Source organism: Bradyrhizobium australiense (genome assembly GCF_013114825.1).
GTDB lineage: Bacteria > Pseudomonadota > Alphaproteobacteria > Rhizobiales > Xanthobacteraceae > Bradyrhizobium > Bradyrhizobium australiense.
In genome coordinates this window covers 713,265-726,627 of record NZ_JAAVLX010000001.1, presented here as the reverse complement: position 1 = coordinate 726,627, position 13,363 = coordinate 713,265, and the positions used below count along the sequence as shown (strand labels likewise).

The window sequence follows — 13,363 nt, the reverse complement described above, 5'->3', positions numbered from 1 at the left end:
AGGCAGCAATGAAAATCGTTCGTTTGGCAGTCACCGCGGCGGCGCTGCTGCTGTCGCTTCCGGCAACCGTTCAAGCCCAAACCACGCTGCGGATTGGGCTCGCCGAGGATCCCGATATCCTCGACCCGACCATGGCGCGGACCTATGTCGGTCGCATCGTGTTCGCATCGTTCTGCGACAAGCTGTTCGACATCGACGAGAAGCTCAACATCGTGCCGCAACTCGCGCTAAGCCACGAGACTTCGGCCGACGGCAAGGAAGTCACCATCAGGCTCCGACCCGGCGTCAAGTTTCACGACGGCGAGACCTTCAATGCCGAGGCTGCAAAGTTTTCGCTGGAGCGCCACCTGACATTCCCGGGCTCGTTCCGAAAGCCGGAACTGGCAGCCGTCGATCATATCGATGTCGTCGATCCCCTTACCATCAAACTGATATTGAAGGCGCCCTATTCTCCGCTGGTCGCGCAGCTTACCGATCGCGCGGGAATGATGGTGTCGCCCAAGGCGGCCAAGGAGGCCGGCGACAAGTTCGGGCTGCGTCCAGTTTGCGCCGGTCCCTACAAGTTCGTCGAGCGCGTGCAGCAGGACCGCATGGTGTTCGAAAAATTCGCCGACTACTGGAACAAGGACAATATCCATGTCGACCGCATCGTCTATCTGCCGCTGGTGGACGCGACCGTCCGCCTGGCCAATCTGAAATCCGGCGGACTTGACCTGATCGAACGGGTGCTCGCGACCGACCTCAAGGAAGTGCAGGCGGACTCGAAGCTGAAATTGTCCAGCGCGATCGAGCTCGGCTATCAGGGCGTGACGCTGAACGTTGGCAGGGACAAGGCCAAGGGGCCGCTCAGCCAGTCCGCCAAGGTGCGGCAGGCACTCGATCTTTCGCTCGACCGCGAGGCGATCAGCCAGGTGGTGTCCAACGGCGAGTTCAAGCCCGGAAACCAGTGGGTCAACCCCGATCATCCCTACTATCAGAAAGCCTTTCCGATACCGAAACGCGACGTCGCCAAGGCCAAGGCGCTGCTGAAGGAAGCGGGCGTCACCACGCCGATCAGCGTCGACTTCATGGTCTCGAAGGGCGCGGAAACCGAAGCGGCGGCGCAGGTGATCCAGTCGATGGCGGCCGAAGTCGGCTTCGACATGAAGCTCCGGGTCACCGAGTTTGCGACCTCGCTGAAACAGGCCGAGGCCGGAGAATACCAGGCCTATCTCCTGGCCTGGAGCGGAAGAATCGATCCGGATGGTAACTCCTATGTTTTCCTAAAGACCGACGCGCCCCAGAACTACAGCGCCTGGTCGAACAAGGAGGCCGACAAGGCGCTCGACGACGGCCGGCTTGTCACCGATCAGGCGCAGCGCAAGGCGATCTATGAAAAGCTGGCCAAGATCGTGCTGGAGGAGAAGCCGCTGCTTTACATCTACCACCGCCGCATCCTGATCGCGCATACGACCAAGCTCGAAGGCTACAAGCAGATGCCGGATGGGCTGGTGCGCGTGGTCGGGCTGAAGCTGAAGTGAGGATGTTGCGCGGGCACACTCTCTCCTCTCCCTCCCCCCTTGCGGGGGAGGGCTGGGGTGGGGCGTGCCACGAACTCAGAATCCCGTTGGATTACCCCTCTCCCTGTCCCTCCCCCGCAAGGGGAGAGGGAACGACGTGGCGACGACCTTTCCACCAACTCAGTTCTCGTACCTTCGGACCGCGTGCACCATGCTGAACTTCCTCGCGCGGCGTATTGTCCAGCTGATCCCGACGCTGTTCTTCGTCTCGATCCTGATCTTTTCGCTGCAGCAATTGCTGCCGGGCGATCCGGCGCTGGTCATGGCAGGCGAGGAACGCGATCCCGACGTCATTGCGCAGATCCGCCAGCAGTACCGGCTCGATCAGCCGGTTCCGGTGCAATATGTCTACTGGGTCAAGGGCGTGCTGTCGGGCGATTTCGGCGAGTCCTTGCGCAACAAGGTGCCGGTGCGCGAACTGATCGCGCAGAAGCTGCCGGTGACGATGCAATTGGCGTCGATGGCCATCGTCATCGCCTTCCTGATCGGCATTCCGGCCGGCATCGTCTCGGCGGTGAAGAAAGGCACGGCGTGGGACTATGGCGCCAATTTCTTTGCGCTGTGGGGCATCTCGACGCCGAATTTCTGGCTCGGCATCATGCTGATCTTTCTGTTCTCGATCCAGCTCGGCTGGCTGCCGGCATCGGGCTATGTGCCGCTGACCGAAAATTGGCGCGCCAGCATCGCCTCCACCATCATGCCGGCTTTCGTGCTGGGCAACGCGATTGCCGCGATCCTGATGCGGCATACCCGCAGCGCCATGCTGCAGGTGCTCGAAAGCGATTACGTCCGCACTGCCCGCGCCAAAGGCCTTTCCGAACGCTCAGTCATTCTCAAGCACGCCATGCGTAACGCGCTGACGCCGGTGATTACGCTCGGCGCGCTCGAACTTGGCACGCTATTGTCGGGCGCGGTGTTGACGGAGCAAATTTTCTCGATTCCAGGTTTCGGCAAACTGATCGTCGATGCCGTCTTCAACCGCGACTATGCAGTCGTGCAAGGCGTCGTGCTGACGACGGCGACGATCTACATCACGCTCAATCTCATTGCCGACATCGCCTATGTCCTCGTCAATCCGCGGCTGAGGGCCTAACCCATGGCCGACACCACGCTCAGTGCGTTACCGATTGCCGTCTCCGACGAACTTGAGAGCCCGGCACGACGCGCCCTGCGCCGGTTATTCAAGCGCAAGGGCGCGATGGCCGGGCTTGTCGTGATCGGCACTTTCGCGTTGCTCGCGCTGTTTGCCCCGCTGATCTCGCCCTATGAGCCGATCGCGACAAGCTGGTCGCTGGTGCGCAAGCCGCCTTCCGCGTTGCACTGGTTCGGAACCGACGAGCTCGGCCGCGACATTCTCGCCCGCGTGATCTATGGCGCGCGTGCGTCGCTCTTGGCCGGTGCCATCTCGGTCGGCATCGCGCTTTCGATCGGCGTGCCGCTCGGCCTCTTGTCAGGCTACCGTGGCGGCTTCATCGATGCCCTGATCAGCCGCATCACGGATGCGATGCTGGCCTGCCCCTTCCTGATCCTGGCAATTGCGCTCGCCGCGTTTTTGGGTCCCAGCCTCGGCAACGCCATGATCGCGATCGGCATCTCGGCGACGCCGATCTTCGTGCGGCTGACCCGCGGCCAGGTCATGAGCGTCAAGGTCGAGGATTATGTCGAGGCCGCGCGCGCCATGGGCAATCCGCGATGGCGCATCGCGCTGTTTCACATCCTGCCGAACATCATGCCAGCGCTATTGGTACAGGCAACGCTGTCGATCGCCGCCGCGATTATCGCGGAAGCCGCGCTGTCGTTTCTCGGCCTCGGCCAGCAGCCGCCCGCGCCGTCCTGGGGCAGCATGCTCAACGCCGCGCAGCGCTTCCTGACCAACGCGCCGTGGATGGCGGTCTGGCCGGGACTTGCGATCTTTCTTGTCGTGCTGTCGTTCAACCTGGTCGGCGACGGATTGCGCGATGCGCTGGACCCGAGGGAGCGGTAGTTAAGACCCTCATGGTGAGGAGCGCGCTCGCGCGCGTCTCTAATGAGGCCCCGCCGGGTATCCTTCGAGACGACGCTCCGCGCTTCCTCAAGGATGAGGGGAACACTCGGGCCTCTAGATCACCAACTCCCTCATTACCCGCCGGCAATCCATCTCATATTCGAGATCGATCACCGGCGGCCGGGCGAAATGCCAGGTCAGGCCGGAGCGCGCGGCGCCGCGGCGGACCAGCGCGTCGGCAAAGACGTGGTGGAAATCGTGGATGGTATAGGTCTGCACAGCAGTTGCGTCTTTCCAGCCGAAGCCGAACTCGCCCATGCGCCGCTCCATCACGCCGGCGACGTAACGAACCTTCTCCGCAATGCCCTCGGGACTGACGTCGCGGTAACGCACCGTACGTTCGGCATAGCTCGCATTGCCCTCCTGCGACTCGCCGCTGCCCGCGATCACGAAGCTTGGCGCCGTGTTCTGGCTCGGCCGCGTAAACGAAAAGGCATAGAACGACGGTTCGGCCGGCGGATCGATCTGCGGGCAGACATTGCTGCGCGCCACCGGATTGGTGGTGCCGTCATAGACGCCCCAATCCGCCAGCGTCTTGACGTAGTGCAGGTTGAAATTGCGGAAACCCTCATCGGTGAAGGCGGCTGGCGAACGCAGTTCGCAGGCGCAGAACGACGTCAGCGGCCGGCCCGCCGCCTGAATATATTTTGCGATCTGCGCAAAGCCTTCGGCCAGCGGCACCCACTTGTCGAAGCGCACCCGCTCAATCTCATATCCGGGATTGGCGGCCACGCCGCCTGAATATTGGAATACGGCGGGAATGAACCGGTAGTTGCCGGCGGAAAAATCGCTCGTCATGTGGCCTCGCTGCTTTTCTCTTCTTCGTAGCATGGAGGGCCGGCGGTGTCGCTGGGGCGGGCGTCGCGCCGAAACGAAAAACGGCGGCAACGATTTCCGCTGCCGCCGCTTTCGATTTTTCCAGCCTACGAAAAGCTCAGGTCGGCTTCAGCGCATTGTTGCCGAGATCGAAATCGGCGATCTCCTTGGTGCGCTGCGAACTGGCCTCCGCCTGGTGGTCGGTGGCCAGCCAGACATAGACCGCCGGCAGCACGAACAGCGTGAACAGCGTGCCGATCGACATGCCGGCGACGACCACGAGACCGATGGAGAATCGGCTGGCAGCACCCGCGCCGGTTGCGGTCAGCAACGGGATCAAGCCGGTGACCATCGCCGCCGTCGTCATCAGGATCGGCCGCAGCCGGATGCGGGCCGCCATCTCGATCGCCGAACGCTTGTCGAGGCCTTCCTTGAGCTGCAGCTCGTTGGCGAATTCGACCATCAGGATGCCGTGCTTGGTGATGAGGCCGACCAGCGTCAGCAACCCGACCTGAGTGTAGATGTTGATGGTCGCCACGCCAAAGAACAGCGGGATCAGCGCACCGACGATCGCCATGGGAACGCTGATCATGATCACCAGCGGATCACGCAGGCTCTCGAACTGCGCCGCCAGCACCAGGAAGATGATGATCAGCGCGAAGCCAAAGGTGATCGCGAGCTGATTGCCTTCCTGCACATATTGCCGGGAGTCGGCCAGATAATCGTGGCCAAAACCGGAAGGCATCTTCTTCGCCTCGCCCTCCAGGAAGTCCACCGCCTGCCCAACCGTCACGCCCGGCATCGGCACCGCCGAGAAAGTCGCGGAATTGAGCTGGTTGTAATGCGTCAGCGAATTCGGATCGGTGGCGGTTTCGATCGACACGATGGTCGACAGCGGCACCAGCTGCCCGGTGTTGGTCGGGACGTAGTAGCCGCCAAGCGATTCCGGCGACAGCCGCTTGTCACGCGGCACCTGCGGGATCACCTGATACGAGCGACCCTCCAGGTTAAAGCGGTTGACATAGTTGCCGCCCAGGAGCGTCTGCAGCGTGCTGCCGACCTGCGCCATGTTGATGCCGAGGTCACTAGCCTTGGAACGGTCGATCGAGACGCGAACCACCGGCTGGTTGAATTCGAGGTCGCTATCGGAGACGATGAACAGGCCGCTCTTGCGCGCGGCATCCTTCAGCTTCGCCATCTGCTCATATACGGCCTGAAAGCCGGCGGTCGAATTGATCACCATCTGAATCGGCAGGCCACCCGGCCCGCCCGGGAGCGGCGGCAGGTTGAACGCAAACGCCTGGACGCCTTCGATCTTGCTGATCTCCGCCTGCACCAGCGGCTTCAGCTTGATCGAGGAACGCTCACGCTCGTCCCACGGCTTGAGCAGCATGCCGGCGATGCCGCCCTGCGGCCCATTAATGCCGTTCAGGACGAAACGCAGGTCGGTTTCGGGAAATTTGGAAAAGGCCTTGTCGAGCTTGTCGCCATAGAAGTCGACATAATCGATGTTGGCGTATTTCGGCGCCTTGGTCACCGAGAACACGATGCCCTGGTCCTCTTCGGGCGCGAGCTCCTTCGAGGTGTTCATATAAAGGAATCCGACGAGGCCCAGGATCGTCAGCGCGAACAAGCCGGTGATCGGGCGATAGTCGAGCGAGCGGTCGAGCTGGCGGCCGTACCAGCGTGTCATTGAGCCGAACACCCGGTTGACCAGCCTCGAGAACCGCCCCTCGTCCGCGCTCTTCAGGAGGACCGAGCACATCATCGGCGACAGCGTCAACGCGATCACGCCCGACACGATTACCGAGCCCGCCAGCGTGAAGGCGAATTCGCGGAACAGCGAACCGGTCAGGCCGCCGAGGAAGCCAATCGGCGCGTAGACGGCGGCAAGCGTAATCGTCATGGAGATCACGGGGCCGACAATTTCGCGCGCGCCCTGCAGCGACGCCTGCACCGGCGTTTTTCCTTCCTCGAGATGGCGATGGATGTTCTCCACCACCACGATGGCATCGTCGACCACGAGCCCGATCGCCAGCACCATCGCCAGCAGCGTCAGCAGATTGAAGCTGAAGCCCATCATCAGCATCAGGCTGCAGACGCCGATCAGCGACAGCGGAATTGTCACCACGGGAATGACAACCGAGCGGAACGAAGCCAGGAACAGGAAGATCACGACCACGACGATCAGCACGGCCTCGATCAGCGTATTCTTCACCTCGTCGATCGACGACTGAATGAACTTGGTGGAATCGTACGCCACCTTCATTTTCATCGACGGCGGCAGGTTGCGTTCCAACTCGGGAAACAGCGCGCGCACGCCCTTGACGAGCGTCAGCGGGTTGCCTTGCGGGGTCGCCTGTACACCGATGAAGATCGCACGCTCGCCGCTAAACGCGACGCTCGCGTCCGAGCTCTGCGCCGCAAGTTCGACGGTCGCGATGTCCTCCACGCGTACGAAGCCGCCGTCCTTGGACTTGACGATCATCTTCTTGAACTGATCGAGGTTCCGCAGATCTGTGTTGGTTTGTACGTTCGAAACGATGAAGTAGCCCTTGGACTGACCGGCCGCGGCCTGGAAGTTGTTGGCCGCGATTGCCTGCGAGACGTCGCTCGGCGACACGCCACGGCCCGCCATTCGCACCGGATCGAGCCACAGCCGCATCGCAAATGTCTGGCCGCCGAGAATGTCGGCGGATGCGACGCCGTCGACCGTCGATAGCACCGGCTGCACGACGCGCGTCAGATAATCCGAGATGGCCGAGCCCGAGAGTTCGTCGCTGGAGAAACCGAGATACATCACGGCCGTGGTCTGGCCGGTAGTCTTGGTCACGATCGGGTCGTTAGATTCTTTCGGGATCAGGTATCGCACCGAGTTCACCTTGGCGAGAACTTCGGTCAGCGCCTGGTTCGGATCGAAATTCAGCTTGATGTAGACCTGAATCGTGCTGGTGCCCTGCACCGACGAAGACGTGATGTAGTCGACGCCCTCGGCGGAAGCGACCGCCTGCTCGATTGGCGTGGTGATGAAGCCCTGAATCAGGTTAGCCGACGCGCCCGGGTATGAGGTGGTGATGTTGACCACTGTGTTCGAGAGCTTCGGGTATTGCCGGATCGGCAATACGCTGGCGGCGCGCAGACCGATCAGGAGGATCAGCAGACTGACGACGACCGACAGGACCGGACGCTTGATGAAAATATCGGTTAAAGCCATCGTAAAATATCCCGCTGAGATCAGCATTTCCGGCGCGCGGTCGAGCCATAAGACCGCCGCCCATCATTCGCAGCGGCTCCTCAAGGGAGCCGCATCATCTATCAGTAGCGCGGCGGCTTCGCCGGAATCGGAGGTACCGGATCGTTCGAGATCGTCACGGCCGCTCCGGACTGCAGCTTAAGCTGTCCGACGGCCACGACGCGGTCACCGTCCTTCAGACCTTTCAGGATTTCGGCGCGCCCTTCGACGCGTTTTCCGGTCTGCACGAAGGTGCGCGTTGCGATCAGGCTGGTCTTGCCGTCCTGTTCTTTCTTCTCGCTGAGGAGGTAGACCGAGTCACCATAGAGCGTGTAGTCGACCGCGGTTTCGGGCACGGTGACGACCGGCGGCTTGTCCGGCAGCACCACGGTGGTGGTCACGAACATGCCGGGCTTGAGGATCCTGTCCGGATTCTGGATCGTCGCCTGCACGCGGATATTGCGCGTGTCGGTCGCGATCTGCGGCTCGATGGTGGTGATCTTGCCCTCGAAGGTGCGGCCCGGATAGGCGTCGACCGCGATACGGACGATCTGGCCGACCTTGAGCTGGCCGGAGTCCTTCTCCGTCACGGTGAAGTTCGCATACAGCATCGACAGATCGGTCAGCGAGACGATCTGCGTCCCCGCAGTCAGATATTGTCCGACTTCGACCTTGCGAACGCCGAGTTCGCCGTCGAACGGCGCCCGCACCAGCTTCTGCGAGATGATCGCTTCGGTCTTGGCGATGCCGGCGCTGGCCTGGTCGAACGCGGCCTGCGCGGAATCCACGGTCGCCTGCGGCCCGAACTGACGCTCAGCCAGCTGCTTGGCGCGATCCAGCGAGAGCTGTGCCACCCGCTGCTGTGCCTTGAAGTTGGCGAGATCGCCCTGCTCTGGACCATCGAACAACTGCACCAGCGGCGTGCCTTCCTTCACGCTGGCGCCCGCCGTGAACATGATATCGGTGATGCGGCCGTTCACGTCAGACGTCACGTTGACCTGATGCACGGCGGCGAGATCGCCGACAGCGGTCAGGAGGTTAGGAATGGTCTCCGACTTCGCCGCGGTAACGTTGACGCTCACCGGCGGCGGCTTGTTGTTCGCAAAGAACTGCGCGATCATCTTGCCGCGGAAGTAGTTGAACCAGACCAGGCCGCCGACCAGCAAGGCCAGCAGCAGCCCCACGACGATAAACCAGCGCACCATCCGGACCGGCCGCTTGTGCGGCTTGTCGCTAATCGGCTTGCCCGAAATTTTGGGTTCAGTCACGATATTCATGTCATGCACTTTCTGCAGCTACCGATTGTCCCGAATTCGGTGACAGCTCGCCGTCCAAATGAGAAGCAATTGCGGCTTCGGTAAGTCCGATGCCGCGCAGGATGAATTGACACAACTGCCGCTCTAAATCGGCGGCGTTGCCGTAGGAAAGACAGGGCACGGCCGGAAGCCGCGTCAGCGCCGACATCAGCACGGTGTGATGGGCGAACCAGAACAGGTTGAGCGGATCGCTGCCGATCCGCGCCGCATCGCCAGCGGCGACCGCACTTTCGATCGATGCGGTGAACACCGGCCCGATCAGGCCGCCGATCTTGTCGTACAGCAGCCGCGCGAACTCGCCGTCGTCGAGATGGCTGGTCGTCATCAATCGCAGCCGTTGCGCTTCTTCCTGATCCGAACCGTCCGACACCTCCATGAAATGGCCAACCATGCCCTTGACGAGTTCAACCAGTGTGGCAGTTGAAGGCTCCTGGCCGAGCAGGTGTGCGAAATCCGGATCAGCCTCGCACTCCTCGGCGAGGATTTCGGCATAGAGCGCAGCCTTGGACGGGAAGTGTTTGAACAACAGCCCTTCCGAAATCGCCGCAGCCGCCGCCACGCTCTTGGTTGTGGTGCCGGCAAAGCCGTTTCGGGCAAAGCACCGCTTGGCGGCGCTCAAGATTAATTGCCGCCGCAAGTCACCGGTCATGCGCAAGGTAGACATGGGGGCGTGAGTAATCACTCACCTTGACGAAGTCAAGGATCTACTGCAGCGCATCAAGCGGATTCTGTCGCGGGGTGTCGTCAAAGACACACTTCATCGCTTTGTTTGAGCACGATTTTTCCGGAAATCAGGCGCTCGCCTTGCAGGCTTATCCTGAATTGGCCGCAACCCGAACGCGCTTTTGTGGTGTGGGCTGGAAGCTGCGCCGACTTGACGCCTTAACAGCGGCATCTAAGGTAGTTGCAATTGCGACTAATTTGACGGTCGCTTACCTGTCCCTCTTCCCCAACGAGTACGGCGAGCCATGAATCTGGATGCGCGCGAACTGGCGGCCACATTCGACCTCGAAAAGCTGACGCCCGACTTCTATGCCAACCCCTACCCGACCTATCGCGCGCTGCGGGAAATCGAACCGGTCAAGCGGTTGCCGAATGGGTCGTATTTCCTGACGCGCTACGACGATCTGGTTGCAGCCTACAAGAACACCAAGGTCTTCTCGTCCGACAAGAAGAAGGAGTTCTCGCCGAAGTATGGAAGCTCCCTGCTCTATGAGCACCACACCACGAGCCTCGTGTTCAACGATCCTCCCGCCCACACCCGCGTTCGCCGGTTGATCATGGGCGCCTTGTCGCCGCGCGCGATCGCCGGCATGGAGCCCGATCTGGTCCGGCTGGTCGACCGCCTCCTCGGCGCCATGGCCGCCAAGGGCAAGGTGGACCTGATCGACGATTTCGCGGCCGCGATCCCGATCGAAGTCATCGGCAATCTGCTCGACGTGCCGCAGGACGAGCGGGAGCCCCTGCGCGACTGGTCGCTGGCCATTCTCGGCGCACTGGAGCCGGTGATCGGCCCGCAGGCCTTTGCCCGCGGCAACAAGGCGGTGAAGGATTTTCTGGCGTACCTCGAAGGGCTGGTGGCGCGGCGACGGGCCAAGCCCGGCAATCCCGATCGCGACGTGCTGACGCGGCTCATTCAAGGCGAAGACAATGGCGAGCGGTTGACCGAAAAGGAGCTCCTGCACAACTGCATCTTCCTGCTCAATGCCGGCCACGAGACCACCACCAACCTGATCGGCAACGGGCTGGTCGCGTTGTTGAACCACGCCGGCGAGAAGCGCCGGCTGATTGAAAATCCCGATCTGATCAAGACCGCGATCGAGGAAATGCTGCGGTTCGAGAGCTCCAACCAACTCGGCAACCGCATGACGGTCGAGCCGTTCGAACTCGGCGGCATCGCGATGCCGCCGGGCACGCCGGTGACGCTGTGCATCGGCGCCGCCAACCGCGACCCCGCGCAGTTCTCTGACCCCGAACGTTTCGATATCGGCCGCACGCCGAACCGGCATCTGGCCTTTGGCACCGGCGCACATCAATGCGCCGGTATGGCGCTGGCGCGGCTCGAGGGCGCCATCGCGATCTCGCGTTTCCTGGCGCGCTTTCCGGATTATGCGCTCGATGGCGAGCCGGTCCGCGGCGGCCGCGTGCGCTTCCGCGGTTTTCTGAGCGTGCCTTGCACGGTCAGCTAGTCTTGCTGCGTCATGGCACCCCCCTCATCCCTGAGGAGCCCGCAGCGCGGACGTCTCGAAGAATGTAGGCCACAGACGGGGCCTCGTGGTTCGCCCAGCGCTGCGGAGCATCGTCCGGAGACGCGCTTCGCGCTCCTCACCATGAGGGACTTATGACGCAGCAAGACTAGAACGCAGGCGACCTGCGTCAATGCTGCGTCGTAAAATCGCAATGTAAGTCATGGCCACGACGAACGATTTCTGCGCTCGCGCGTTGATGGTTCCGGGCGACAGGCATGAGGGAGTGAGATCATGCTCTCGCGCGGCGCTCGCATAGCAGCATTTTTTCTTGGTGTGTCCGCGATCGCGGTGAGCACCGGCTCGTCCGCCCAGGATCGAAGAGGCCATGGTCCAAGCGGCGCAGCTGCGCCAGCAGCCCGACCGGCAGGACCACCACCGGCGATGGCCCGCCCAGCGGCGCCTCCAGCGATGGCACGCCCCGCCGCGCCTCCGGCTATGGCACGGCCCGCCGCGCCGGCGTTCCGTGCAGCTCCCCCACCACAGCGTCCAGCCATGGCCCCGCATGTCGCCCCGCGGATCGCTGCGCCACCGCGATCGGCCGGACCGCGTATCGTAGCGCCGCGACCTGAAATTCATCGTGCCGCACCGCCGCAGCGACCGGCCATGGCGAGGCACCCGGAACCGCGCATCACCGCACCATCGCGGCCAGGCGCATCGCCTGTCGTGGGCGCGGGATCGTCGCGGAAGGAACAGATCGAAACGCGTGCGCAGCAGCGCGAGCAGCGCATCCAAGAGCGGCGGCAAATCGTGCAGCAGCGGCAGCGCGACATGCTGTCGCGCCAGAGCACGGATCGTCAGAGCCGCATCGATCGCTTGCAGCAGCGCGTCCAGCAATTGCAGTCGCAAAAGCCGGAAGGTCTCCGGGCGCAACGCGCGCAGGAAAGACAGCTGCAGGCACAGCAACGGCTACTCCAGCGAGAGCAGCGCATGCAGCAAAGCAATCAGGCGCGCCTGCAGCGGCTGGGACCACAGCCTTCGGCTGAACGAACTGCTGCCGCCATGCAGGCCGCGGCCCGCGGACGATTTTCCGCACAGTTCCGCAGCAATGATGCCCTGCAAGCCCGAGCGGCGCTCACAGCCAGGGAGAACCGCTGGGCTCCCCGCCACGCCTGGCGGCGTGGCCATCGCGCAGCGTTCGTGGCATGGCTCGGTCCGGTCTTCTGGCCTTACGCCTATTCCGACATCTTCAATTACACGTTCTGGCCCTACGCCTATGACCCCGGCTATTGGGCGTATGCCTACGACGACTTCGTCGATACGGTGTTTTGGGGCACGGACAGTCCGTATTCCGCTTATGCCAGATATCCTGAGCCCGGGGCGGCAGTCACCGATTTCCGAGCGGGCAAGCGCGCAAGGGTGAGCCAGCAGACGCTCCGGCAAGTGTGCAGAGAACCGGACGAGGGCGTGACTGCCTGGCCGATTGCGTCGATCAGCCGCGCCGTGCAGCCGACGCCCGAGCAGCGCACCCTGCTCGACGAATTGAAGACTGCCGCGGCAAAGGCCGCCGACGTGTTCAAGGATTCTTGCGCCGACTCCTTTGCCATGACGCCACCCGGTCGCTTGCGGGCGATGACGAACCGTGTTCGTGCAACTCTCGAGGCGGTGATGATCGTGCGGCCGGCGCTCGAGAGGTTCTATAGTTCGCTCAGCGACGAGCAACAGGCGCGTTTCAACGCGCTCGGCCCCAATATCGGCGAGCGTTCGCAGCAGCAGGAAGCGAAGGCTCAGTCCGAGGGCTGCGGCGATCCGAAATCCAGCCTCACCCAACTGCCGATCGAACGGATCGAGGCGGTCGTACGGCCGGCGGGCGAGCAAAAGGAAGCGCTCGACCGCTTGAGCGACGTGACCAAGAAAGCGGTTGCAGGACTGCAAGCAGTCTGCCCGGAGGACGTGCCACTTACGCCGGTCGGGCGGTTGGAAGCGATGAAGCAGCGGCTCCAGGCCATGCTCGAGGCAGCCGATTGGGTGCAGGGCGCATTGGATGCGTTCTATGCCACGCTGAGCAGCGAACAGAAGGCGCGCTTCAATACGCTGCAGCAAGTCGCAAGCCCGTGAGTGAAACCCAATCCTTTTGGACGAGGATCGAATGAGGGAATGGCACTTGGTCACACCGCTCGCCCGGTCAACATCCATAGACCATCTGCGCC

The 13,363-nt window shown here is 62.6% G+C and carries 10 protein-coding genes; 5 read left to right on the top strand and 5 right to left on the bottom strand.

Annotated features, from left to right (window positions below; all coding sequences use genetic code 11):
- Positions 1 to 8: 8 nt before the first annotated feature.
- The 3 genes from HCN58_RS03260 (at position 9) to HCN58_RS03250 (ending at position 3,543) form a co-directional block, all read left to right on the top strand.
- On the top strand, positions 9 to 1,520 hold the full coding sequence (locus HCN58_RS03260) for an ABC transporter substrate-binding protein (RefSeq protein WP_171577910.1): 1,512 nt from the start codon (positions 9 to 11) through the stop codon (positions 1,518 to 1,520).
- Positions 1,521 to 1,710: 190 nt separating this feature from the next.
- Positions 1,711 to 2,652 (top strand): ABC transporter permease, encoded by a 942-nt coding sequence (locus HCN58_RS03255; RefSeq protein ID WP_171577909.1) that lies wholly within the window; start codon positions 1,711 to 1,713, stop codon positions 2,650 to 2,652.
- A 3-nt stretch (positions 2,653 to 2,655) separates the two neighbouring features.
- A complete protein-coding gene (locus HCN58_RS03250) occupies positions 2,656 to 3,543 on the top strand; it encodes an ABC transporter permease (protein ID WP_171577908.1) in 888 nt (295 codons plus the stop codon).
- Positions 3,544 to 3,657: 114 nt separating this feature from the next.
- Here HCN58_RS03250 and cnbZ read toward each other — a convergent pair whose 3' ends face one another.
- From cnbZ to HCN58_RS03230, 4 genes are all read right to left on the bottom strand, one after another.
- Complete coding sequence (gene cnbZ / locus HCN58_RS03245) at positions 3,658 to 4,401, bottom strand: 2-amino-5-chloromuconate deaminase CnbZ (protein ID WP_171577907.1); 744 nt, start codon at positions 4,399 to 4,401, stop codon at positions 3,658 to 3,660.
- Between the two features lie 136 nt (positions 4,402 to 4,537).
- Positions 4,538 to 7,633, bottom strand: a complete 3,096-nt coding sequence (locus HCN58_RS03240) for a MexW/MexI family multidrug efflux RND transporter permease subunit (protein ID WP_171577906.1) — start codon at positions 7,631 to 7,633, stop codon at positions 4,538 to 4,540.
- A 101-nt stretch (positions 7,634 to 7,734) separates the two neighbouring features.
- Complete coding sequence (locus HCN58_RS03235; RefSeq protein WP_171577905.1) at positions 7,735 to 8,928, bottom strand: efflux RND transporter periplasmic adaptor subunit; 1,194 nt, start codon at positions 8,926 to 8,928, stop codon at positions 7,735 to 7,737.
- Position 8,929: 1 nt separating this feature from the next.
- Positions 8,930 to 9,631: a TetR/AcrR family transcriptional regulator gene (locus HCN58_RS03230; protein WP_171577904.1), complete on the bottom strand. Its 702-nt coding sequence runs from the start codon at positions 9,629 to 9,631 to the stop codon at positions 8,930 to 8,932.
- 304 nt (positions 9,632 to 9,935) lie between these two features.
- On the opposite strand from HCN58_RS03230, the gene HCN58_RS03225 reads away from it, so the two are divergent.
- Complete coding sequence (locus HCN58_RS03225) at positions 9,936 to 11,156, top strand: cytochrome P450 (protein WP_171577903.1); 1,221 nt, start codon at positions 9,936 to 9,938, stop codon at positions 11,154 to 11,156.
- A gap of 150 nt (positions 11,157 to 11,306) precedes the next feature.
- Here HCN58_RS03225 and HCN58_RS35540 read toward each other — a convergent pair whose 3' ends face one another.
- Positions 11,307 to 12,119 carry a hypothetical protein gene (locus HCN58_RS35540; protein WP_235983318.1) on the bottom strand — a complete coding sequence of 271 codons (813 nt, stop codon included), beginning with the start codon at positions 12,117 to 12,119 and terminating at the stop codon, positions 11,307 to 11,309.
- A gap of 24 nt (positions 12,120 to 12,143) precedes the next feature.
- Between HCN58_RS35540 and HCN58_RS03220 the strand changes: the two genes are divergently transcribed.
- A complete protein-coding gene (locus tag HCN58_RS03220; protein WP_235983317.1) occupies positions 12,144 to 13,271 on the top strand; it encodes a Spy/CpxP family protein refolding chaperone in 1,128 nt (375 codons plus the stop codon).
- Positions 13,272 to 13,363: the final 92 nt, after the last annotated feature.

Coding starts and splice junctions, on each gene's coding strand:
- HCN58_RS03260 (WP_171577910.1), top strand. CDS start 9: ATGAAAATCGTTCGTTTGGCAGTCACCGCGGCGGCGCTGCTGCTGTCG.
- HCN58_RS03255 (WP_171577909.1), top strand. CDS start 1,711: ATGCTGAACTTCCTCGCGCGGCGTATTGTCCAGCTGATCCCGACGCTG.
- HCN58_RS03250 (WP_171577908.1), top strand. CDS start 2,656: ATGGCCGACACCACGCTCAGTGCGTTACCGATTGCCGTCTCCGACGAA.
- cnbZ (WP_171577907.1), bottom strand. CDS start 4,401: ATGACGAGCGATTTTTCCGCCGGCAACTACCGGTTCATTCCCGCCGTA.
- HCN58_RS03240 (WP_171577906.1), bottom strand. CDS start 7,633: ATGGCTTTAACCGATATTTTCATCAAGCGTCCGGTCCTGTCGGTCGTC.
- HCN58_RS03235 (WP_171577905.1), bottom strand. CDS start 8,928: ATGAATATCGTGACTGAACCCAAAATTTCGGGCAAGCCGATTAGCGAC.
- HCN58_RS03230 (WP_171577904.1), bottom strand. CDS start 9,631: ATGTCTACCTTGCGCATGACCGGTGACTTGCGGCGGCAATTAATCTTG.
- HCN58_RS03225 (WP_171577903.1), top strand. CDS start 9,936: ATGAATCTGGATGCGCGCGAACTGGCGGCCACATTCGACCTCGAAAAG.
- HCN58_RS03220 (WP_235983317.1), top strand. CDS start 12,144: ATGCAGCAAAGCAATCAGGCGCGCCTGCAGCGGCTGGGACCACAGCCT.